Origin of the sequence: Saccharothrix coeruleofusca, from assembly GCF_017876325.1 — a bacterium.
GTDB classification, from domain to species: Bacteria; Actinomycetota; Actinomycetes; order Mycobacteriales; family Pseudonocardiaceae; genus Actinosynnema; species Actinosynnema coeruleofuscum.
Genome location: NZ_JAGINV010000001.1, coordinates 3376552 through 3399394, shown reverse-complemented (window position 1 = coordinate 3399394; position 22843 = coordinate 3376552). Strand labels below are relative to the sequence as shown.

Below are 22843 nucleotides of genomic sequence, written 5' to 3'. Positions count from 1 at the left end.
CCGCTGGTGAGGACGGACTGGCGGGAACGCCGCCACCGCTGGGACATCCGGTACGCGCCCTACGCCTACATCGCGCCGTACTTCCTGCTGTTCGCGGTGTTCGGCCTGTTCCCCCTGCTGTACACGGCGTGGGTGTCGCTGCACGACCGCAACCTGCTCGACGGCGACTCGGCCACCTTCGTGGGGCTGGAGAACTACGCGCAGCTGCTCACGGCCGACCCGTACTTCTGGAACGCCATGGGCAACACGCTGAGCCTGTGGGTGCTGACCACCGTGCCGCAGATCGCGCTGGCGCTGGGCATCGCCCAGCTGCTCAACCGGCGCATCCGCACCCGCACGCTGTTCCGGATGGGCGTGCTGCTGCCCAACATCACCTCGGTGGCCGCGGTGACGATCATCTTCGCGCAGCTGTTCGGCCGCGACTTCGGGCTGATCAACTGGGTGCTGGAGCTGTTCGGGGCAGGCCGCATCGACTGGCAGGCGGGCACCGCCAGTTCGCACGTCGCCATCGCCACCATGGTGGTGTGGCGGTGGACGGGCTACCACGCGCTGATCTTCCTGGCGTCGATGCAGGCCATCCCGTCCTCGGTCTACGAGGCCGCCCGGCTGGACGGGGCGAACTCGTGGCAGCAGTTCTGGCGGATCACCGTCCCCATGCTGCGCCCGCAGATCATCTTCTCCACGGTGATCGCCACCGCGGGCAACATGCGGCTGCTGGCGGAACCGCTGCTGTTCAACCCCGGAGCCGCCGCCGCCACCGGCGGCTCCGACCGGCAGTTCCAGACCGCCGCGCTCTACCTCTACGAGCAGGGCTTCGCCAAGTACGACTTCGGCTACGCCTCGGCCATCGCCTGGCTGCTGCTGGTGGCGACCGTGCTGATCACCGGGCTGAGCTACCTGGCCGCCCGCCGCATCCGGACCGACTAGGAGGGCCGACATGACCAGCGTGCTGGACCGGTCCGCGCCGTCCGCCGCCTCCCCGACGCCGCCCAAGCGGCGGCGTCGGGTCGCGGTGGTCGCCGGACCGTGGACCTACGCGGCGCTGATCGCCGTGCTGGCGGGCTCCGCCTTCCCGGTGTACTGGTCGCTGGTGGTGTCCTCGCAGACACCAGCGGCGGTGGACCGGGTGCCGCCGGTGCTGGTGCCCGGCGGGCACCTGTTCGCCAACATCGCCCGCGTCTTCGACACCACCGACTTCGCGCTGGCGCTGATGAACTCGCTGGTGGTGGCGGGCACCATCACGGTGTCGGTGGTGTTCTTCTCCACCCTGGCAGGCTTCGCCTTCGCCAAGCTGCGCTTCCGGGGCCGCTCGGCGCTGATGCTGCTGGTCGTCGCCACCCAGGCGGTGCCGACCGAGCTGGGCGTCATCCCGCTCTACATGATGATGAGCGACTTCGGCTGGGCCGGGGAGATCCACGCGGTGATCGTGCCCGGCCTGGTGACCGCGTTCGGCGTGTTCTTCATGCGCCAGTACTTCGAGCGGGCGGTGCCCGACGAGCTGCTGGAAGCGGGCCGCATGGACGGGTGCAGCTCGCTGAGGCTGTACTGGCACGTGGTGCTGCCCGCGGCGCGGCCCGCCGCGGCCGTGCTCGGGCTGTTCACCTTCATGCAGGCGTGGAACGACTTCTTCTGGCCGCTGGTGGTGCTGGTGCCGGAGAACCCGACGGTGCAGACCGCGCTGTCCACCCTGGCCAGTGGTTACACCACCGACTACACCCTGGTGCTCACCGCCGCCACCATCGGCACGGTGCCCGTGCTGCTGGTGTTCCTGCTGTTCGGCAGGCAGATCGTCGGCGGCATCATGCAGGGCGCGTTGAAGGGCTGACGTCCTCCCCGGTCGCGCACGACCGGGGAGCACCGCCGCGACAGCCTGCTCGGCACCCCGTCGAGGACGACGGGGACACCGGATTCCTCTTCCACCCGGTGGGACCGCGGGAACCTCCCCGCGGTCCCACCGGCTGTCAGCGCGGCACGAAACACCCGCGCATTCGCAACGGGAGCTTTAGATGACCGACTTCCCCGAGGGGTTCCGCTGGGGCGTGGCCACCTCGTCCTACCAGATCGAGGGCGCGGTGGACGCGGACGGCCGCGGTCCGTCCATCTGGGACGCGTTCGGCGCGGTGCCGGGCGCCATCGCGGGCGGCGACACCGGGGCGGTGGCGTGCGACCACTACCACCGCTGGGCCGAGGACCTGGACCTGCTGACCGCGCTGGGCGTGGACTCCTACCGGTTCTCGGTGGCCTGGCCGCGCGTGCAGCCCACCGGCAAGGGGCCGGTCGAGCAGCGCGGGCTGGACTTCTACCGGCGGCTGGTGGAGGGGATGCGGGAGCGCGGGGTCGAGCCGTTCCTCACCCTCTACCACTGGGACCTGCCGCAGGCGCTGGAGGAGGAGGGCGGCTGGCGCTCCCGCGAGACCGCGCTGCGGTTCGTCGACTACGCGCTGGTCGTGCAGGAGGCGCTGGGGGACCTGGTCGACCACTGGACCACGTTCAACGAGCCCTACGTCTCGGCCATGGTCGGCTACGGCGAGGGCAGGCACGCTCCGGGGGCCAAGGAGGGCCACGGCGCGCTGGCCGCCGCCCACCACCTCCAGCTCGGCCACGGCCTGGCGGTGCGGGCGCTGCGCGAGGCGGGCCGGTCCTCGCACCGCTTCGGCATCGTGCTCAACCAGTCGCCGTCCGTGCCCACCAGCGACGACCCGGCCGACGTGGCCGCGGCGCGCAGGCACGACCTGCTGCTGCGGCGGCAGTTCACCGACCCGATCTTCGGCGGCCGCTACCCGGCCGACTACGACGAGGTCTTCGGCGAGCTGACCGACAAGTCCTTCCGGCACGACGGGGACCTGGAGGTCATCGGCACGCCACTGGACTACGTGGGCATCAACTACTACTACCGCCAGCACGTCACCGCCGCGCCGCACCGCGACCCCGACCCGGCCACCCGGACCGCGGTGGACATCGGCATCGACACCACCCGGCTGCCCGACGTGCCGCGCACCGGCATGGGCTGGCCGGTCGAGCCCCAGGGGCTGACCGAGACGCTGGTGGGGCTCAAGAACCGCTACCCGGACCTGCCGCCGGTCTACGTCACCGAGAACGGGTGCGTGTACCCGGACACGCCGGGGTTCGACGACCAGGAGCGCATCGAGTTCCTGCGCACCCACCTGGCCGCCGCCCACGAGGCCATGGCGGCCGGGGTGGACCTGCGCGGCTACTTCGCGTGGTCGCTGCTGGACAACTTCGAGTGGGCGCACGGGTACAAGCACCGGTTCGGCCTCGTGCACGTCGACTACGCCACCCAGCAGCGCACCCCGAGGGCCAGCTTCCACTGGTACCGCGACTGGATCGCGGGCAAGCGCTGACCCGGCGCGTCCCCGGCCCCGCGAACCGCGCGTTCGCGGGGCCAGGGACGTCAGGTCGCCGCGCGGGCCCACTCCCGCGTCTGCGCCCGCAGCGTCACCGCCGCCCGCTCCAGCGTCCCGAGGACCCCGGCGGGCAGGTCGGCGCGCGGTCCCGCCACCTCCTGCAGCATCACCTGCATCGGCGCGCCCTCCTCGGCCTCCACCACCGCCAGCACCTTGAAGGTCGTGCCGGGCGGGAAGACCACCCGCTCCTGCAGCACTCCGCCGAACTGGTCGACCACGGTCACCCGCCGCCCGGCCACCGACCAGATGAGGAACTCCGTGCGGCCGTCCGCGGGCACCGGTCCGGCCACCGTGCTCAGCGGGCCGTGCTCCACCAGCAGGTCACCGGTCCGGTACTGGTGCGGCTCGCCCCAGCACACCGTCACCCCCTGGTACACCGGCAGCCTGCGCAGCCCCGACACCACCGCCGCCGCGTACGGCCGCAGCCTGCCCAGCTTGCCGAGGCGGAACGCCTCGACCATGACCTCCTCGTCCTGGGTCAGGCACGCCGACACCGCGGCCAGGTCGGTCACCACCGCCTCGAACGCCTCCGGGTCGTCCGGCCGCTCGACCAGGTGCCTGCACGCCACGGCGGCGTGCTGCCCGTACCGCTCGCCCAGCATCCGCCGCAGCGCGTCGCGCTCCTGCTCGGTGCTGCGGTGGTCGGCGGGCACGACCTCGTCGCCGGACAGCTCGCCCCACAGCGGCGCGGGTGGCGCCGCCAGCGGGCCGTCGACGCTGAGCGGGATCGGGTCCTCCGCCACCGCCGCGGGCGGCGGCTCCTCGGCCACCGGGGGCCGGGGCGGCGGCGTCGGGTCGCAGAAGACCACCCTCAGCAGCCTGCGCACCTCCGGCTCCAGGCGCTCCACCAGCGACGCGCCCGCCACGGCCACCGCGCCCGCGGTGGTCCGGCCGGGGGTGCCCACGGTCAGCCGCGCCCACTCCGGGTCCACCGGCAGCGCGCGCACCTCCGCCGCCCTGCCGTCCTCGGCGTCGCGCACCCACAGCCCGGACGGCACCACCTCCAGCACCACGCCGCCGCCCAGGTCGAACACCCCCGGCCCGCGCTCGACCAGGCCCTGCACCGGTGGCCGGTAGGCGGCCACCACGGGCGGCCCGCCCGGCTGGTAGCGCACCTCGGTCACGTACGGCCGCCACGTCTGCTGGCCGCGCGGGTTCACCGCCACCACCGCGGCCCCCGCCCGCAGCGCGCCCACCGGCAGACCGGTGTACAGCGACACCGGCTCGCCGAGCTGGTCGGCCACCGCCTGCGCCTGGTGCTCGCCGCCGTACCAGACCAGCCGCACCCGCGTCCGCGCCGCCGACGACAGCCCCGCCAGCAGCCTGCACACCTCCTCCACCGGGATCGGCGGCTGGCCGGGACCGCCCACCACGACGGTCAGCACCGCGTCCCGGCACGGCAGCGCCAGCACCGCCCGCGCCTCCGGGGAGGCCAGGTCCGGCGGCGTGCGCTGCGCCCGCAGCCACAGCCCCGCCGGGATCGGCTCGGAGACCCCCACCTCGCCGGTCGGCCACAGGGAGTTCGGGTCCACCGCCTCCCACTGCGGCACCGGGAACCGCCTGCCCATCGGCGTCGGCGAAGCCCCCGGCAGGAAGCGCAGCCAGCTGCCGTACCCGCCGCCCGCGCCGGTCACGAACGCCGCGCCGGGCACCGTGCTCAGCACCCCGTCGGGAGCCACCACCTCGGTCTGCAGCTGCTCGGCCAGCCACTGCGCGGGCGCGGTCGGGCGCATCGTGCCCGCGTGCGAGGTCGCCAGCCGCACCGGACCGCGGCCGTGCAGCGCGGCGGCCACGGCGTGCCAGAACGCCGCCTCCTCGCCCGGTGGCGCGTCCACCACGACCACCGTGCGCCCCCGGTCCACCGGCAGGCTCCTGGCCAGCGCCGCCGCCGCCGGGGACGCCCCGGACGGCGGCGCCACCACCAGCGCCGGACCCGAGAACGACGCCGAGTAGGCGGGCGGGGGCGGAGGCGGGGGCTCCTGCTCCACCACCGGTTCGACGGGCGGCGGCGGAGGCGCCTGCGGCGCGCTCTCCTTCGGGGCGGAACGTCGGAACACCAAGGCGCCCGATCACCTCCTGGCCGGACCTGCGGGGGATTCGGCGGCACTCTACCGGGGGTCACACGAACGGGTTTGGCCTCCCATCGCGGCCCGGTCCACAGTGGACCCGATACCCACCGTTCATCGCCTGTCGCTCGTTAGAGGTAGGATGAAAACTCACGCGGTGGGCCACCACACCCCGCTCTCCGGGACGGCCCCACCACGAGCGGCGCCCGCCGACACCGGCGAACCGCCCGCGGTGGCGACCACCACACCGTCCGACCCGGTCACCGAGCACGGTGTCCGCAGAAATGTCGGACCCGGTGGTTACCCTCCACTACCGTGAACCGCCCGATGAACGCCACGACCTGGGGAGTCCGGTGACCGCTGAGATCCTTTACGGGGCCGACGACCTGACCCACCTGGAGGGTCTGGAAGCGGTTCGCAAGCGCCCCGGCATGTACATCGGCTCCACCGACAGCCGCGGCATCAACCACCTGTTCACCGAAATCGTGGACAACTCCACCGACGAGGGCGTCGCGGGCCACGCCACCCGGATCGCGGTCACCCTGCACGCCGACGGCAGCGTCCAGGTCGACGACGACGGCCGCGGCATCCCCACCGGCGTGCACGCCAAATCCGGCCTGTCCGGCGTCGAGCTGGTGCTCACCCGCCTGCACGCGGGCGGCAAGTTCGGCGGCTCCGGCTACAAGACCTCCGGCGGCCTGCACGGCGTCGGCGCCTCCGCGGTCAACGCCCTGTCCCACCGCTTCGACGTCACCGTCCGGCGGGAGGGCAAGACCCACGAGATGTCCTTCGCCCACGGCGTGCCCGGCGTCTTCGACGGCCCCGGTCCCAAGGCCGCCTTCACCCGCCAGTCCGGCCTGCGCGTCACCGGCCGCACCAAGCGCACCGGCACCTCCATCCGCTACTGGCACGACGCCCGCTACTTCGAGAACGGCGCCGCGCTGGACGTCGAGGCCGTCCGCACCAAGCTGCGCAACACCGCCTTCCTCGTCCCCGGCGTCACCTACGTGCTGCGCGACGCCACCGGCGGCGCCATCTCCGAAGAGGTCTTCCACTACCCCGGCGGCCTGGCCGACATGGTCGACTTCCTCGCCCCCTCCGGCGAGAAGGCCGTCTCCGGCACCCTCCTGGTCACCGGCGACGGCGTCTACCACGAGAACGCCGCCGACGAGAACGGCGTCATGCGCTCCAAGGTCGAGCGGCACGCCGAGGTCGAGATCGCCCTGCGCTGGGGCACCGGCTACGAGCGCACCGTCGAGTGCTTCACCAACACCATCCGCAACGTGCACGGCGGCACCCACCGCCGCGGCTTCGAGCGCGCGGTGCTCAAGGCGGTCCAGGAGGCCATCGGCCGCACCAGGGGCCTGCTCAAGCCCAAGGAGGACCCGCCCACCCTGGAGGACGTGCTGGAGGGCATGACGGCCGTGATCCACGTCCGCATCCCCGAGCCCCAGTTCACCTCCCAGACCAAGGACGAACTGTCCACCGCGGGCATCACCAAGGTCGTCCTGGGCGTCGTCGAGCGGCACGTCAAGGCCTGGACCGAGGACCGCCGCACCAAGGCCGAGGCCAAGGTCGTGCTGCAGAAGGTCGTCGACGCCTCCCGCGTCCGGCTGACCCAGAAGCAGCAGAAGGACGCCGCCCGCCGCAAGACCGCGCTGGAAGGCGCGGCCATGCCCGCCAAGCTGGTCGACTGCCGCACCACAGGTGTTTCGCGAAGCGAACTGTTCCTCGTGGAAGGCGACAGCGCCCTGGGCTCGGCGCGCATGGCGCGCGTCTCCGAGTACCAGGCGCTGCTGCCGCTGCGCGGCAAGATCCTCAACGTCCAGAAAGCCAGCCTGGCCGACACCCTGCGCAACGCGGAGATCGCCTCCATCGTGCAGGTCCTCGGCGCGGGCACCGGCCGCACCTTCGACCTGGCCGCCATGCGCTACGGCCGCGTCATCCTGATGGCCGACGCGGACGTCGACGGCTCGCACATCCGCACCCTGCTGATCACCCTGTTCGCCAAGTACATGCGACCGGTCATCGAGGACGGCAGGCTCTACGCCGCGATGCCCCCGCTGCACAAGGTGGTGACCAAGGGCCGCAACCCGGAAACCCACTTCACCTTCACCCAGCGCGAGATGGAGCGCAAGGTCGCCCAGTTGGAAAAGGCGGGCAAAACGGTGGTCAAGCCCGTTCCCCGGTTCAAGGGACTGGGCGAGATGGACGCCGACGAGCTGTGGGAAACCACCATGAACCCCGCCACCCGCTCGGTCCGCCGGATCACCCTCGACGACGCCGAGGCGGCCGAGGCCGCGCTCGAACTGCTCATGGGGGAGAAGGTCGAGCCGCGCCGCGCGTGGCTCGTCGAGTCCGCCGCACGGGTCGACCAGTCCGCGATCGACGTCTGACGCCAGGAGAACGCTCAGCCATGGCACGCCGCAAGGGCCCCGTCACCAGGGTCGACCCGTCCGCCTTCGACCGCGCGGGCGCGCAGGTGTTCGACAACTCGCTGACCACCGAGATCGAGGACTCCTACCTGGAGTACGCGTACTCGGTCATCCACTCCCGCGCGCTGCCCGACGCGCGGGACGGGCTGAAGCCGGTCCACCGCCGCATCCTGTACTCCATGAACGAGCAGGGCCACCGCCCGAATTCACCTTACGTGAAATCGTCGCGAGTGGTCGGCGACACGATGGGCAAGTACCACCCGCACGGTGACACGGCCATTTATGACGCCATGGTCAGATTGGCCCAGGACTTCTCGCTGAACGCGCCGCTGATCGACGGGCACGGAAATTTCGGCAGTCCAGACGACGGGCCGGCCGCGTCGAGATACACCGAAGCGCGGATGTCGTCGGCGGCGATGCTGCTGGTGGGGGAGCTTGACGAGGACACCGTCGAGTTCCGGCCGAACTACGACGGCTCGTTGCAGGAGCCCTCGGTGCTGCCTGCGGCGTTCCCGAACCTGCTGGTCAACGGCACCTCGGGGATCGCGGTCGGCATGGCGACGAACATGATCCCGCACAACCTGGGCGAGGTCGTGGCGGCGGCGCGGCACCTGATCTCGCACCCGGACGCCTCGCTGGACAAGCTGATGGAGTTCGTGCCGGGCCCGGACCTGCCCACCGGCGGTGTGCTGCTGGGGCTGGACGAGGTGCGCAGGGCGTACGAGACGGGCCGCGGCGTGGTGCGGATGCGGGCCAAGGTGGAGACCGGGCCGCTGGAGGGCAGTCGGGGGCGGCAGGCCATCACGGTGACCGAGCTGCCCTACGGGGTGGGCCCGGAGAAGATCATCGAGAAGATCCACGACGAGGTCACCAAGTCCAAGCGGCTGACCGGCATCGCCGACGTGAAGGACCTCACCGACCGGGAGAACGGCGTCCGGCTGGTGGTGGAGTGCAAGGTCGGGGTGAACCCGCAGGCGCTGCTGGCGGACCTGTACCGGCTGACGCCGCTGGAGCAGTCGTTCGGCATCAACAACCTGGTGCTGGTGGACGGGCAGCCGCGCACGCTGGGGCTCAAGGCGCTGCTGGAGGTGTTCCTGGCGCACCGCTACGAGGTGGTGACGCGGCGGACCCGGTTCCGGCGGCGCAAGCGGGAGGACCGGCTGCACCTGGTCGAGGGCCTGCTCAAGGCGCTGGTGGACATCGACAAGGTGATCAAGCTGATCCGGGGCAGCGAGAACGCCCAGGCCGCGAAGGAGGGCCTGGTCAAGCGGTTCAAGCTCTCGGAGGTGCAGGCCACCTACATCCTGGACACGCCGCTGCGCAGGCTGACCCGCTACGACGCGATCGAGCTGGAGGCCGAGCAGGACCGGCTGCGCAACGAGATCGCGGAGCTGACCCGCATCCTCGAGGACGACAAGGTGCTGCGCAAGGTCGTCTCGACGGAGCTGGGCAAGGTGGCCAAGGAGCTGACCGCCCCTCGGCGCACGGTGCTGCTCGACGGTGACCTGAAGGAGGTGCTGGCGGCGTCGAAGCCCGCCGGGCCGCTGGAGGTGGCCGACGACCCGTGCCAGGTGATCCTGTCGGCGACGGGGCTGGTGGCGCGCACGGCGGCGGAGTCGGAGGAGGCTTCGGAGGCGCGCAGGCGCAACGGTCGGGCGCGGCACGACGCGGTGGCGGCGGTGGTGCACACCACGGCGCGCGGCCAGGTGCTGCTGGTGACCAACCGGGGTCGGGCGGTGAAGGTGGACGTGCTGCCGCTGCCGGTGCTGCCCGAGGCCAGCGGCACGGTGTCGCTCAGCGGCGGGATGGCGGCCAGTGAGCTGCTGGACCTGGGCAAGGGCGAGCGGGTGGTGGGCATCGCCCCGCTGGTGCCGGGCGAGTCGCCGGGGTTGGCGCTGGGCACGCGGCAGGGCGTGGTGAAGGTGTGCGCGCCGGAGTGGCCGGTGCGGTCGGACGAGTTCGAGGTGATCACCCTCAAGGAGGGTGACGAGGTGGTCGGGGCGACGTGGCTGGCGGGTGCGGACAGCACGCTGGTGTTCGTCTCGTCGGATGCCTCGTTGCTGCGCTACAGCGCGTCGCTGGTCCGCCCGCAGGGGCTCAGGGGTGGTGGCATGGCGGGCATCAACCTGGGCGCGGGGGAGAAGGTGGTGTTCTTCGGTGCGGTGCGCACCGATGACGACGAGCACGGCGAGCCGATGGTGGTCACCTCGACCGGGCAGAGCGTGAAGGTGACGCCGTTCGCCGCGTACCCGGCGAAGGGGCGGGCGACCGGCGGGGTGCGGGCCCACCGGTTCCTCAAGGGAGAGCAGGGCCTGGTGCTGGCGTGGGTTGGTCCTCGGCCCGCGGGCGCGGCGAGCAACGGGTCGGCGGTCGAGTTGCCCGAGGTGGACCAGCGCCGGGACGGCTCCGGTGCGCCCCACCCCGGTCCGGACGTGGTCGGCCACCTGGTCGAGCGCGGCTGACCCGCCCGCTCGCGGTGGCCTGGCCGCGCACTCCTCCGGGCCACCGCGAGTCGCGCGTTCGGGCATCACGAACCGCGCGTCCGGACACTGCGAACCGCGCGTCCACGCACCTCGGGTAGTAGCTGTCGGCCCCGATGTGGCCGTCGGGTGGTACTTGCAGGCGCTTTGGGAGGGGGCGGGGGCATGATCATCGCGGGATTGGCTTCGGTCACCTTCCGGGGCAGGGCCGTGGACGAGGTCGTCGACCTGGTCGCGGACGCCGGGTTGGGGGCGGTCGAGTGGGGAGCCGACGTGCACGTGCCGCCGGGCGACCCGGCGAGGGCCGCGCGGGTGGCCGAGCTGTGCCGGGTGCGCGGACTGGTGATCGGCACCTACGGCTCCTACTACAAGGCAGGCCGCGGCGACCCGGCCGAGTTCGCCGCCGTCCTGGACTCCGCCGAAGCGCTGGGCGCGCCGCGCGTGCGGGTGTGGGCGGGGGTGCGGGGCTCCGCGGAGACCGGCCCGGCCGAGCGCGCGCGGATCACCGACGACCTGCGCCGCTGCGCGGAGCTGGCGGCCGGGCGCGGCATCGCGGTCACCGCCGAGCACCACGCCTGCTCGCTCACCGACGACCTGGCCTCCGCGCTGCGGCTGCTGGACGAGGTGGACGGCCTGGTCGCGCACTGGCAGCCGAAGGCGAGCCCCGAGGTCGCCGCGTGCCTGGCCGAGGTGACCGCGCTGCTGCCGCGGCTGGCCGCGGTGCACGCCTTCTCCTGGGGGTCGGGCGGCTACACCGACCGGCTGGCGCTGGCCGAGCGCGCGGACCTGTGGCGTCCGCTGCTCGCGCTGCTGGCCGAGGACGGCCGGGACCGGCACGTCGTGCTGGAGTTCGTCGCCGACGACTCGCCGGAGTCGATGCGCCGTGACGCCGCCGCCCTGCTCGCCTGGCTGGGGGCATGAGGGTCGCCTCGGTCGCACTGCCCGCTCCGCTCGTGGTGGGCTGATGGCTGAGCTGTGGCCGGGCACGACTCGCGCGACCATGGGAGCATGACCGACATCGCGCCCGGCGGGCCCACGGACTTGGTGCGGCGGCTCTACGTCGCGGAGAACGCCCGCGACTGGGCCGGGGCCGCCATGCTGGTGCACCCCGACATCCGGTCGACCACCTGGCCCTCCGGCAGGACCGTCATCGGCGTGCGCGACTACCTGGCGGCGCTGGAGGAGGCGTACCAGGGGCGCGATGAGCCTTTGCGGGTGCTCGCGATCGCCGAGGACACCTGCAAGGCGACGGTGTTCGCCGAGCTGGAGGTGGCGGGCAAGCGCTCGATCGACGTCTTCCACCTCGTCGACGGCCTGATCCACCAGGAGCGCTCGTACCTGTGCGAGGGCTACGGCGGGTAGCGCCTGATCAGCGGGCGCGTGCCTCGCGCCACCCCGGCAGCGCCCCGGCGGCGGCCACCGCCGAGGTCCGCGCGGTCGAGCCGGTCAGCGCCTGCGGTCCGCCGTGCTCTGCACCGGGAAGGACTCCCCGGCGGCCTTGCGGGCGATGGCGTCGGCGAGCTCGGTGAGGTCCTCGGCCAGTTCGCGCTCGACCTGCACCAGCGGCACCGAGTGCCGGGGCGCGGGTCTGAGGCAGGCTTCGTCGACCAGGCGTACGACGTAGCGGCCCAGCCGGGTGTTGACGCTGGTGAGCCAAGCGTTGAAGAGCAGCTCGTCCCTGTCCATGCGATGCGGCCCTCTGCTGAGTGGTGGGGGCGCCCGGTCCGGGGCGTCTCGTAACCCCAAGGTAGGGACGGCCGGGGGTGGTCGGATGCACGAATGGGTAACTATCGGCGGCGGTCGGCGGGTCATCGGACCACTGCCCCCGGCGGGGTCGGAATAGCGGGGGAGGGGGTACTGTTGGAACAAGTAGTTGAAAGCGCAACTACCTGATCGAGGAGCGGACATGATGCAGTTCGGCGTCTTCACCGTCGGCGACGTGACGCCCGACCCCACCACGGGCCGGACGCCCACGGAGGCCGAGCGCATCAAGGCGATGGTCACCATCGCGCTCAAGGCCGAGGAGGTCGGTCTGGACGTCTTCGCCACCGGCGAGCACCACAACCCGCCCTTCGTGCCGTCCTCGCCCACCACCATGCTGGGCTACATCGCCGCCCGCACCGAGCGGCTGATCCTGTCCACCGCCACCACGCTGATCACCACCAACGACCCGGTGAAGATCGCCGAGGACTACGCGATGCTGCAGCACCTGGCCGACGGTCGGGTGGACCTGGTCCTCGGGCGGGGGAACACCGGCCCCGTGTACCCCTGGTTCGGCAAGGACATCCGCGACGGCATCGACCTGGCGGTGGAGAACTACGCCCTGCTGCACAAGCTGTGGCGGGAGGACGTGGTCGACTGGCAGGGCCGGTTCCGCACCCCGCTGCAGTCGTTCACCGCGACCCCGCGCCCGCTCGACGGCGTGCCGCCGTTCGTCTGGCACGGCTCGATCCGCAGCCCGCAGATCGCCGAGCAGGCCGCCTACTACGGCGACGGTTTCTTCGCCAACAACATCTTCTGGCCCAAGGAGCACTACATCCGGCTGATCAACCTCTACCGGCAGCGCTTCGAGCACTACGGGCACGGCGCCGCGCACCAGGCGTACGTGGGCCTGGGCGGTCAGGTGTTCATGCGCCGCAACTCCCAGGACGCGGTCCGCGAGTTCCGGCCCTACTTCGACAACGCCCCGGTCTACGGGCACGGGCCGTCGCTGGAGGAGTTCACCGAGCAGACCCCGCTGACCGTGGGCAGCCCCCAGGAGGTCATCGACAAGACGCTGACCTTCCGGCAGCACTTCGGCGACTACCAGCGCCAGCTGTTCCTGATGGACCACGCGGGCCTGCCGCTGAAGACCGTGCTGGAGCAGTTGGACTTCCTCGGCGAGATCGTCCCGGTGCTGCGCGCGGAGTTCGCGGTCGGCCGCCCGGCCGACGTGCCCGACGCCCCCACCCACCGGGGGCTGCTCGCGGCGAAGGCGGAGGTCGTGCGATGACCACCCTGGCCGTGGTGTCCGCCGGGCTCGGCGAGCCGTCGTCCAGCCACCTGCTGGCCGACCGGCTCGCCACCGCGGTGGCGAACCGGATCGACGTGGACACGAAGGTCGTGCACCTGCGCGACCTGGCCCGCGACGTGGCCGACAACCTCGTCACCGGCTTCCCCGGCGCGCGGCTGCGCCGGGTGGTCGAGGACGTGGTGGGCGCGGACGCGCTGATCGCGGTGACGCCGACGTTCAACGCCTCCTACAGCGGGTTGTTCAAGTCCTTCGTGGACGTGCTGGAACCGGGCTCGCTGGTGGGCAAGCCGGTGCTGATCGGGGCGACCGGCGGCACCGAGCGCCACTCGCTGGTGCTCGACCACGCGCTGCGCCCGCTGTTCGCCTACCTGCGCGCGATCGTGCTGCCGACCGGCGTCTACGCCGCGTCGTCGGACTGGGGCGCGCAGGCGGGGCTGGTCGAGCGCATCGACCGCGCGGGCGCGGAGCTGGCCGACCTGCTGGCGGGCCGCGCGCCCGCCGCGCCCGCCGACCCCTACGGCGACGTGGTGCCGTTCGAGCAGCTGCTCAACGGCGGGCGGCCCACGCCGTAGGGCGACGATCACGACCGCCGCGTCCGGGCAGGCGCGGCGGTCCGCTCGCGCTGCGCCCGCGCGGGCGTGGCGATCGGGGTCCTCGAACCCGGAGGGCCGGAATGCGGCGGATATCACGACCGCTCGCGAAAAATGTGGTGAACCGCTGGTGCACAACCGGTTTTCATTCCTTGGGATGCGCCCCCTGATCGGGTGACACGGACCCGGTGTGGGAGACTCGCCGCCATGGCTGCTCTACGCTTCGCCCTGCCCAACAAAGGGTCGCTGAGTGCTCCCGCCGCGCAAATGCTGGCCGAGGCGGGATACCGCGTCAACCGGTCCGGGCGGGAGTTGATCGTCGCGGACCCGGCCAATGACGTGCAGTTCTTCTTCCTCCGCCCCAGGGACATCGCGGTCTACGTGGGCGAGGGGTCGCTGGACGTCGGCATCACCGGCCGCGACCTGCTGCGCGATTCCACCGTCTCCGCCAAAGAAATCCTCTCGCTCGGCTTCGGCCGCGCCGCGTTCTACTTCGCGGGCAAACCCGGAGGCATTTCCGACGCCGCCGGGCTGGCGGGCAAGCGGATCGCCACCAGCTACCCGAAGCTGGTCCAGGAGCACCTGGCCGAATTGGGCATCGAGGCCCACCTGGTGCGGCTCGACGGCGCGGTGGAAACCGCCGTGGAACTCGGCGTGGCCGACGCCATCGCCGACGTGGTGGAGACCGGCACCACGCTGCGCACCTCGGGCCTGCAGACCTTCGGCGACCCCATCCTGAAGTCCGAGGCGGTGCTGATCCAGGGCGAGCAGGTCGCCGACACCCAGCAGACCGTGGACGCGGTGGAGGTCCTCACCCGCAGGCTCCAGGGCGTGCTGATCGCCCGGCGCTACGTGATCCTGGACTTCGACTGCCCGGTGGCCGCCCAGGAGGAGGCGTTCAAGCTGGTGCCCGGCATCGAGGCGCCCACGGTCTCCCCGCTGGCCCGCGAGGGCTGGGTCGCCGTGCGGTCGCTGGTCCCGCGCGACCACGCGCCGCGCGTCATGGACGAGCTGTGGCGCGTCGGCGCCCGCGCGATCCTGGTCAGCTCCCTGGACACCTGCCGGATCTGACCACCGCGCCTCCGACGCGGCCTCGCGTGGTGCCCACCGGCCACCCACCGCGCGTCGGGGGCGCCCGTCCGCGTGAGTTGAGCGTCCGGGTCGGCCGGTGACGCCGTTCTCAGCCGAGCCGGGCGGCGATCACCTCGGGCGGCGAGGGGGAGGCGAACAGCGGGCCGGAGCCGGTGTCCGCGCCGGCCTCCCGCCACCACCTCGCCTGCTCGACCGAGGACAGCCCGTCCACCGCCACCGCCACGCCCGCGTCGCGCACCACGGCCAGCAGGTCGGCCACCACGCGCCCGCCCGGCGGCCCACCGGGCACCGGCCCTCGGGACAAGGTGATGCGCACCGACGCCACCGGCAGTTCGGCCACCCTCACCAGCTCGCCCGGCGCGGCGCTGAAGTCGTCGACCTCCACCACCACCCCGCTCTCGGCCAGGATGCGCGCGTTGTCCGCGGCCGCCTCGTCCTCGTCGAGCACCGCCGCGGCGGGCAGGCCCAGCCGCAGCAGCCGCGGCGGCAGCCCGGTGTCGGCGAGCACGCCCAGCACCGCGCCCACCAGTTCCTGGTCGGCCGCCTGGCTCGCGGTCACGCCCACCCGCACCGGCAGCTCCCGGCCCCGGTCGCGTCGCCACGCCAGGGACTGCTCGCACGCCGTCCGCAGCAGCCACGCCAGCAGCGACCCCACCAGGCCGGTGTCCTCGGCCAGCGCCAGGCACTGCTCGTGGGGCAGCGCGCCCAGCTTCGGGTGGTCCCAGCGCAGCACCGCCTCGGCGGCGACCAGCGCCGAATCCGCCAGCCGCGCCAGCGGCCGGTAGCGCACCCGCAGCTCACCGCCCTCCCACGCGCCCGGCATGGTCACGGCCAGGCTGAACCGCCTGCGGTCGCGGCCGTCCTGCGTCGGGTCGGCCAGCTCCCACTGCCGCCTGCCGCCGCCCTTGGCCCGGCGCAGCGTCAGGTCCGCCGAGTCCAGCAGGTCCGACGGCGAGGCGTCGGAGGGCGGGCGGTGCACCACGCCGATGGTCGCCGAGGTGGCCACCCGGTGGCCACCCGCGTCGAACGGCTCGGACAGCCGGTCGTTGATCCGGCGCACCAGGGTGACCACGTCCGGCGTGCTGGCCGAGTTCTCCACCAGGATCGCGAACTCGTCGTAGCCGAACCGGGCCACCATGGCGACCTCCTCGGCCACCACCTCGCGCAGCCGCAGCGCCACGGTCTTGAGCACCTGGTCGCCCACCCGCCTGCCCAGCCCGCCGGTGATCAGCGAGAACCCGTCCAGGTCCAGGTGGAACACGCTGATGCCGGTGGCCGGGTCGGCGGTGCGCAGCGCCTGCTCCAACCTGCTGGTGAAGTACTGCCGGTTGGGCAGCCAGGTCAGCAGGTCGTGCAGCGACTGGTGGTTGAGCTGGCCCTGCAGCAGGCTCACGTCCGAGCTGTCCTCGGCCAGCACCACCACCTGGCCGCGCCCGTCGTGCAGCCGCAGCGGCGTCAGCGTCAGCGTCACCCACGCCGTCTCGCCGTCCGCGCGCAGCAGCCTGCGGGGCTGGCTGATCACCTCGCCGGAGCCCGCCGCGAGCCGGGCGAAGTCCGCGCGCACCGCGTCCCGCTGATCGGGGTGCACCAGGTCCGGCAGCGACAGCCCGGTGACCGCGGCGGGGGGCAGGTCCACGATGCGGGCCAGCGCGTCGTTGGCGCGCAGCACCTGCCCGGCCAGATCGGTGGTGGCCACCCCGCTGGAGGTGAAGGTCTCGACCACCTCGGTCCTGGCCTCGCTGGCCTGCAGGTCCAGCTGGACCTGCCGCATGGCGCGGTGCAGCGCGCGCCCCAGCTGCTCCTGCTGCTCCAGGGTGGCCAGCCGCAGCTTCTCGGCGAACCCGGAGGCCAGCGCGGCGACCACCTCGACCACCCGGTCGCGCCGCTGCGGGATGCCGCGCAGCGAGGTCATGTCCAGCAGGCCGCGGCTGATCACCTCCACGCTCAGCCGCAGGGTCTCGGCCAGCGTGCAGTTCATCTCCACCAGCGCCACGCCGACCTCGCGGCCGACCTGGTGGGCCAGCGGCCCGGTGACCACGCCCGCGCACAGCCGCTCGACCAGGCCCAGCAGCTGGCGCTCCAACTCGGCCTGCGACATCGGCAGGTAGGTCCGCTTGCTGAGCAGGTAGGCCCACTTGCGGGCCAGCTTCACGCGTTCGCGCAGCCCGGCCGCGTCGCGGGGGAGCGGGGCGGTCACGTCCCCCGCTCCCCAGGCGCGGGTTTGCGCCCGACGCCGACGTAGACCTGGGTGTTGTCCTCGGGGGTGTCGGCCATCGAACCCGCGCCGTCGGGACGCCACAGCGCGCAGCCGACGACGCCGGGCTCCTCCAGTTCGTAGCCGGTGAACAGGGCGGTGACCTCGGCGCGGTCGCGGTAGACCAGGTTGTCCCTGGACCGGGCGCGGCGCACGGTGTCCGCCGCGCGCCGCATGGTCTCGGCGCGCCGGTCGTCGGTGGCGTGCGAGACGACCAGGAAGCTGCCCGGCGCCAGCCGGTCCCGGTAGCGGCCGAGCAGACCCACCGGGTCCTCCTCGTCGGTCAGGAAGTGCACGACCAGCAGCAGCAACAGCGCCACCGGCTGGTCCAGGTCCAGCAGGCCCTTGACCTCGGGCCTGCCCAGCACGTCCTCGGGGTCGCGCAGGTCGGCCAGCACCACGTCGGTGCGTTCGTCCCCGGCCAGCAGCATCCGGCTGTGCGCGACGGCCACCGGGTCCTTGTCGACGTAGACCACGCGGCAGTCCGGGGCGTGCGCCCCGGCGACCTCGTGCACGTTGCCCGCGGTCGGGATGCCCGAGCCGATGTCGAGGAACTGCCGCACCCCCCGCCGCACCAGGTGGGTGACCGCGCGGCGCAGGAACGAGCGGTTGAGGCGGACCAGGTGCCGCGCGCCGGGCAGCACCCGGAGCATCTCGTCGGCCATCCTGCGGTCCACCGCCAGGTTGTGCGCGCCACCGAGCAGGTAGTCGTAAGTGCGAGCCACGCTCGGAATCGAGGTGTCGACACCCTCGGGCACCCAGTCCGGCTCGTCCACGGCGCGCTCCAGTTCATTCCCCGAGGGGTTCCGGGTGAGAGGTGCGACCACCCGGTTGGTGGTTGGAACGCGAGTATCCAACCGCTTGGGCCGGGCGGATGCCAGTCGATCCAATAAATTAACTCGATTGCGCTATCCCTCTCCGCCTGAACGGCCGCATAGAGTGCTCGCCGTTCATCGCCCGACCGAGTGGGGGCAAGTGACGTGATCGCACGCCGGAAAACCGGAAGCGCTCCTCGGTGCGAGGCTCCGGTGGTGCCGGGCCGCTGGCCGCTGCTCGGGCACACCCCCGCCATGCTGCGGCGACGCCTCGACTTCAGCGCCGGTCTGAGCGCTGTGGGCGATGTCGTGCGGATCTACCTGGGCAAGCGTGTGGTGTACGTGGTGACCACCCCGCAATTGGCTTGCGAGGTGCTCGCGGCGGAGACGTGCGGGGTGGGAAAAGGGCTGCCGGTGGGCAAGTTTCGAAAGTTTTTCGGAAACCGCCCTCCGGTCGCGGGTGGCGATTGCCGCCACGGCGAGCGGAAGGCGGTGCAAGCCGCTTTCCATCCCGACCGGGTGGTTCAGTATTGCACCGCTGTCACGAAAGGCGCCGCTGAGCTGGTCGATTCCTGGCGGCCTGGACAGGTGTTGGAAATCGATCGGGTGATGCGGGACTTCGCGATCGCCACTGTCGACCGGATGCTGCTCGCAACCGATTCCGATCCCGAGGTCGACGGCGAAATCCGGCGCTGGACGCCCGAGCTGATCCGGCACGGCGTGGCGCGGGTGCTGCCGCTCCCACGGGCGCGGAAGCTGGTCCGACCGGTCGACCGCCGCTTCGACGAGGCGGTGGGGCGCGTGCACGCCGCGGTGGACCGGGCCATCGCCTCCGCCCGCGCCGATCCCGTCGAGCGCCAGGACCCGCTGCGCTCACTGCTGTCGGCCCGCGACAGCACCGGCCGCGTCCTGTCCGACCGGCAGGTGCGCGACGAGGTGGTCACCCTGCTCGTGGCGGGCAGCGGGACCACCGGTCCGGCGCTGGCCTGGTTGTTCCACGAGCTGGCCCGCCACCCCGAGGTGCAGCGGCGGGTGCAGACCGAGGCGGACGAGGTGCTGCGGGGCCGCCCCGCCACGATCGGCGACCTGCCGAGGTTGCGGTACCTGCGCCGCGTCGTCAACGAGGTGCTGCGCCGGTACCCGCTGTGGTTCGTGGTGCGCCGCACCGCCGAGGACCTGGTCCTGGCGGGCGTGCGCGTGCCTGCGGGCGCGGAGGTCGCGTTCAGCCCGCACGCGCTGCACCACGACGAGCGGTTCCACCGGGACCCGTGGCGCTTCGACCCCGACCGCTGGTCGCCCGAGCGCGCGGGCGCCCTGCCCAGGGGCGCCTACCTCCCGTTCGCGGGCGGAGCGCACCGCTGTCCCGGCCACGCTTACGCCACCGCCGGGATCGCCATCGTCGCGGCCACCACCGCCGCCCGCTGGCGCCTGGTCCCCGTGCCGGGCAAGTCCGTGCGCACGAAGGTCGTCGGCACCATCCACCCCGGTCGGATGCCGATGGCCGCACTGCCCCGCCCGAGAACCACGACGCTGTGAAGGAAAGGACACCCCACTCTTGCGGTACCAGCGAGCACTCGCCGCCGGGCTCGCGGCACTGACCGTCGCCGCCACCCCCGCCCCGGCCGCCGGAGCCGACCCCGCCACCTGTCGCGAGGTGCGAGCGCCGGTGACGGTCCTGGCGACCCGCCACACCGTGCACGGCCAGCTGTGCACGCCCGCCGGGGGCGCGGACGCGGTCCAGCTGCTCATCCCCGGAGCCACCTACAACAGCTCCTACTGGGACTTCCCCGACGGCAGGCACTCCTTCCGAGCGGCCCAGAACCGCGCGGGTTTCGCCACCCTCGCCGTCGACCGGCTCGGCAGCGGCCGCAGCTCGCGGCCACCCGCGCCGCTGCTGACCGCGCTGGCGCAGGCCGACGCCATGCACCAGGTGGTGCGGGGCCTGCGGTCCGGCGCGTACGGGCCGAGGTTCGACAAGGTCGTCATCGGCGGGCACTCCCTCGGCGCGGCCGTCGCCGCGATCGAGGCGGGCGCCTACCGCGACGTGGACGGTGTGCTGCTCACGGGCATGACCCACCGGATCAACCCGGCGGGCGTGGCCGCCTCCTTCGCCAACTTCCGGCCCGCCAACCTGGACCCGAAGTTCGGCCCGCTGTTCCCGGTCGGCTACCTGACCACCGCGTCGGGCACCCGCTACGCCAGTTTCCACGCACCCGCCCCGTCCGCGTCCGACGTGATGGCGGTGGAGGAGGCGACCAAGGACGTCTTCTCACCCACCGAGGCCGCCGACGGGTTGGGAGTGGCGGTGCTGCTCCCGTTCAGCCGGAACATCACCGCGCCGGTGATGACGGCGGTGGGCGGCCGCGACGCGGCGGTGTGCGGACCGCTGGCCACCGATTGCTCGACCGCGCTGACCCTGCTGGCCGCCGAGCGGCCGTACTTCGGCCCGCAGGCCCGCCTGCAGGCGTACGTGCTGCCCGACTACGGCCACTCGATCAACCTCGCCCCGCACGCGGGCGCGTACTACGACGCGGTCGCCGACTGGGCGCGGACCGAGGTGGGTCCTTGAGCCGCGTTCCGCGAGGGTCGGCGTACGGGTGAAAGAGCGGGCGCTCGGGGGGAATCGCGCCGAACCGGTGACCGGAGGGTTCCCCTGGCACAGACTGGTGATCCACCAAGGGCAGGGGGCGTCATGGCTGGTGCGCGGGAAGCGGTCGTCGTCGGGGGCGGGATCGGCGGGCTGGTCGCGGCCAGGGTGCTGGCCGACCACTTCGAGCGCGTCACCCTGCTGGAGCAGGACGAGGTGACCGCCGACACCGAGTACCACAGCGGGGTGCCGCAGGCCCGGCACCCGCACGCCCTGCTGGCCAGGGGCGCCGAGGTGCTGGAGCGGTTGTTCCCCGGCCTGGGTGCGGAACTGGACCGGCTCGGCGTGCCGTCGGGTGACCAGGCGCGGAAGACGCGGCTGCGGATGGTCACCGGGTGGGCGCCCGAGGGCGTGCTGGGGCTGACCATCCGGTGCTTCACCCGCGTCTGCCTGGAGACCTGCCTGCGCCGTCGGGTGCTGGCGCTGCCGCGGGTGCGGCTGCGGGCCGGGGCCAGGGTGGACGACCTGTGCTTCGACGAGGCGGGCCTGCGCGTCACCGGGGTGCGCGTGGGCTCGGAGGTCGTGGCGGCCGACTTCGTGGTGGTGGCCGCGGGCAGGCACGCCAAGCTGAGGGACCGGCTGGCGGCCGCGGGTTTCGACGTCCCCGAGGACCTCGTGGTCAACGGCGGGCTCTCCTACTCGACCCGCCTCTACCACGTGCCGCCCGGCGCGCGGCGGGACTGGATCGCCACCGCGCAGGGCACGCACGCGCCGGTGGTGCGGCGCGGTGGCGCGGTGTTCGCCGTCGAGGCCGACCGGTGGCAGATCTGCCTCATCGGCTCGGGCGGCGAGCCGACCCCGACCGACCAGGACGGATTCCTGGCCTACGCGCGGTCCCTGGACAACCCGCTGATCGCCCAGTGCGTCGAGCAGGGCGTCCCGGCGGGCGAGCTGTACCGGGTGGTGGGCCTGGGCAACCGCTGGACCCCGTTCCACCGCATGTCCCGCTGGCCGCGGCGGCTGGCGGCGCTGGGCGACGTCGTGTGCAGCTTCAACCCCGTGTACGGCCAGGGCATGACGGTGGCGGCGCTGGAGGCCGAGGAGTTGGGCGGGCTGCTGTCCCGCTCGACGGACCTGGACGCGCTGGGGTGGCGGTTCCAGCGCCGCGCGGCGCGCGTGCTGCGGTTGCCGTGGCGCATGGCCACCAGCGCCGACCTGGGGTGGACCGCAACCAGGTCGGGCCCTGCCGCGCGACTGGTCCGCTGGTACCTGGACCGGATGATCGAGGTGCTGCCCGGCGACCTGGCCGTGTACCGGCGGTTCTTCCAGGTGGCCCAGATGGTCAAGGGGCCCTCGGCGCTGTTCGACCCCAGGGTGGTGGCGAAGGTGCTGGCGGGCCCGCGCTAAGCGCCGAGCAGGAAGTCGCGCAACTCCTCGTCGCGCGGGATCGGCGTGTCCCCCGGGTGGTGCGCCACGCACAGCAGCGCGTCCTCCACGTCGGCGTAGTCGTCGGAGCTCTCGCTCTGGGCCACCACGACCAGCGCGTCCCGCAGCCGCCACAGCGCGTGGTGCCACCGCCTGCCGTGCCGCCCGATCAGCGGGTCGCCCAGCCGAGCGGCCACCGCGTCGACCCCCTCGCGCCACCGGGCGTCGAAGTCCGCGCGGGTGGCGTCCGGGTCGACCGACCACCCGGCCCCCAGCGCGTCCGGACCGCCGAAGTCGGCGGCGTCCGGGTCGGCGCTGTCGGAGTAGGTGGCGAAGTCCACCGAGAAGCTGGTGATCTCGTCCGGGTCGAAGCGCATCCCCAGGCGCAGCAGGCGGTCGCCGGTGCCGAAGGTGTAGGTCAGGTCGTCGAACACCTGGGCCGCGAGCGGCAGCCCGCCGGGCAGCGCCCAGCCCGTGGCGGCCCAGGTCCGGTCCAACTCCGCCGGTGTCCACGGGGAGCGCGCCAGCACGAGCATCCGGTCGATGGTCTCGTCGTCGAGAGGTAACCACACCAGTGCCATGCGGGCACGGTAATGACCCCCGCGATGTCGTCACGCGGTTCCCGGTGGGAGGTCGGTCACTCCACCGTCAAAAGTCCGTA

At 72.9% G+C, this 22843-nt stretch carries 18 protein-coding genes; 13 read left to right on the top strand and 5 right to left on the bottom strand.

Annotated features, from left to right (window positions below; translation table 11 throughout):
- The first annotated feature begins 6 nt into the window (after window positions 1–6).
- The 3 genes from JOF41_RS15390 (at window position 7) to JOF41_RS15380 (ending at window position 3362) form a co-directional block, all read left to right on the top strand.
- On the top strand, window positions 7–927 hold the full coding sequence (locus tag JOF41_RS15390; RefSeq protein ID WP_189227148.1) for a carbohydrate ABC transporter permease: 921 nt from the start codon (window positions 7–9) through the stop codon (window positions 925–927).
- Window positions 928–937: 10 nt separating this feature from the next.
- On the top strand, window positions 938–1825 hold the full coding sequence (locus tag JOF41_RS15385; RefSeq protein WP_189227149.1) for a carbohydrate ABC transporter permease: 888 nt from the start codon (window positions 938–940) through the stop codon (window positions 1823–1825).
- Between the two features lie 181 nt (window positions 1826–2006).
- Window positions 2007–3362 (top strand): GH1 family beta-glucosidase, encoded by a 1356-nt coding sequence (locus JOF41_RS15380; protein ID WP_189227150.1) that lies wholly within the window; start codon window positions 2007–2009, stop codon window positions 3360–3362.
- Window positions 3363–3412: 50 nt separating this feature from the next.
- Here JOF41_RS15380 and JOF41_RS15375 read toward each other — a convergent pair whose 3' ends face one another.
- Window positions 3413–5482 carry a hypothetical protein gene (locus JOF41_RS15375; protein WP_209624229.1) on the bottom strand — a complete coding sequence of 690 codons (2070 nt, stop codon included), beginning with the start codon at window positions 5480–5482 and terminating at the stop codon, window positions 3413–3415.
- A 362-nt stretch (window positions 5483–5844) separates the two neighbouring features.
- Here JOF41_RS15375 and JOF41_RS15370 point away from each other — a divergent pair, with 362 nt between their 5' ends.
- The 4 genes from JOF41_RS15370 (at window position 5845) to JOF41_RS15355 (ending at window position 11768) form a co-directional block, all read left to right on the top strand.
- A complete protein-coding gene (locus JOF41_RS15370) occupies window positions 5845–7887 on the top strand; it encodes a DNA gyrase/topoisomerase IV subunit B (RefSeq protein ID WP_189227151.1) in 2043 nt (680 codons plus the stop codon).
- Window positions 7888–7907: 20 nt separating this feature from the next.
- The gene (locus JOF41_RS15365; RefSeq protein WP_209619753.1) at window positions 7908–10388 is read left to right on the top strand and encodes a DNA gyrase/topoisomerase IV subunit A; all 2481 of its coding nucleotides are present in this window, start codon (window positions 7908–7910) and stop codon (window positions 10386–10388) included.
- Between the two features lie 183 nt (window positions 10389–10571).
- The gene (locus JOF41_RS15360; protein WP_209619750.1) at window positions 10572–11327 is read left to right on the top strand and encodes a sugar phosphate isomerase/epimerase family protein; all 756 of its coding nucleotides are present in this window, start codon (window positions 10572–10574) and stop codon (window positions 11325–11327) included.
- Window positions 11328–11414: 87 nt separating this feature from the next.
- Window positions 11415–11768, top strand: coding sequence for a nuclear transport factor 2 family protein (locus JOF41_RS15355; protein WP_189227153.1), 354 nt, complete (start codon window positions 11415–11417; stop codon window positions 11766–11768).
- 84 nt (window positions 11769–11852) lie between these two features.
- Here JOF41_RS15355 and JOF41_RS15350 read toward each other — a convergent pair whose 3' ends face one another.
- Window positions 11853–12092, bottom strand: a complete 240-nt coding sequence (locus JOF41_RS15350; protein WP_189227154.1) for a hypothetical protein — start codon at window positions 12090–12092, stop codon at window positions 11853–11855.
- Window positions 12093–12315: 223 nt separating this feature from the next.
- On the opposite strand from JOF41_RS15350, the gene JOF41_RS15345 reads away from it, so the two are divergent.
- The 3 genes from JOF41_RS15345 (at window position 12316) to hisG (ending at window position 15080) form a co-directional block, all read left to right on the top strand.
- Window positions 12316–13398 carry an LLM class flavin-dependent oxidoreductase gene (locus JOF41_RS15345; protein ID WP_209624227.1) on the top strand — a complete coding sequence of 361 codons (1083 nt, stop codon included), beginning with the start codon at window positions 12316–12318 and terminating at the stop codon, window positions 13396–13398.
- Complete coding sequence (locus JOF41_RS15340; protein ID WP_209619747.1) at window positions 13395–13991, top strand: FMN reductase; 597 nt, start codon at window positions 13395–13397, stop codon at window positions 13989–13991. The genes JOF41_RS15345 and JOF41_RS15340 overlap by 4 nt, the downstream gene beginning before the upstream one ends.
- 225 nt (window positions 13992–14216) lie before the next feature.
- Window positions 14217–15080 (top strand): ATP phosphoribosyltransferase, encoded by an 864-nt coding sequence (hisG, locus tag JOF41_RS15335; RefSeq protein ID WP_189227156.1) that lies wholly within the window; start codon window positions 14217–14219, stop codon window positions 15078–15080.
- A gap of 109 nt (window positions 15081–15189) precedes the next feature.
- On the opposite strand, the gene JOF41_RS15330 is transcribed toward hisG, so the two are convergent.
- On the bottom strand, window positions 15190–17298 hold the full coding sequence (locus JOF41_RS15330) for a putative bifunctional diguanylate cyclase/phosphodiesterase (protein WP_209619744.1): 2109 nt from the start codon (window positions 17296–17298) through the stop codon (window positions 15190–15192).
- On the bottom strand, window positions 17295–18131 hold the full coding sequence (locus tag JOF41_RS15325) for an SAM-dependent methyltransferase (protein ID WP_209619741.1): 837 nt from the start codon (window positions 18129–18131) through the stop codon (window positions 17295–17297). The genes JOF41_RS15330 and JOF41_RS15325 overlap by 4 nt, the downstream gene beginning before the upstream one ends.
- Window positions 18132–18320: 189 nt before the next feature.
- Between JOF41_RS15325 and JOF41_RS15320 the strand changes: the two genes are divergently transcribed.
- The 3 genes from JOF41_RS15320 to JOF41_RS15310 all read left to right on the top strand — a co-directional run bounded on the left by JOF41_RS15320 (window position 18321) and on the right by JOF41_RS15310 (window position 22164).
- The gene (locus tag JOF41_RS15320; protein WP_307867424.1) at window positions 18321–19706 is read left to right on the top strand and encodes a cytochrome P450; all 1386 of its coding nucleotides are present in this window, start codon (window positions 18321–18323) and stop codon (window positions 19704–19706) included.
- A 19-nt stretch (window positions 19707–19725) separates the two neighbouring features.
- Window positions 19726–20739, top strand: coding sequence for an alpha/beta hydrolase (locus JOF41_RS15315; RefSeq protein WP_209619738.1), 1014 nt, complete (start codon window positions 19726–19728; stop codon window positions 20737–20739).
- Window positions 20740–20862: 123 nt separating this feature from the next.
- A complete protein-coding gene (locus JOF41_RS15310) occupies window positions 20863–22164 on the top strand; it encodes an NAD(P)-binding protein (RefSeq protein ID WP_209619735.1) in 1302 nt (433 codons plus the stop codon).
- On the opposite strand, the gene JOF41_RS15305 is transcribed toward JOF41_RS15310, so the two are convergent.
- The gene (locus JOF41_RS15305) at window positions 22161–22763 is read right to left on the bottom strand and encodes a hypothetical protein (protein ID WP_209619732.1); all 603 of its coding nucleotides are present in this window, start codon (window positions 22761–22763) and stop codon (window positions 22161–22163) included. The genes JOF41_RS15310 and JOF41_RS15305 overlap by 4 nt on opposite strands.
- Window positions 22764–22843: the final 80 nt, after the last annotated feature.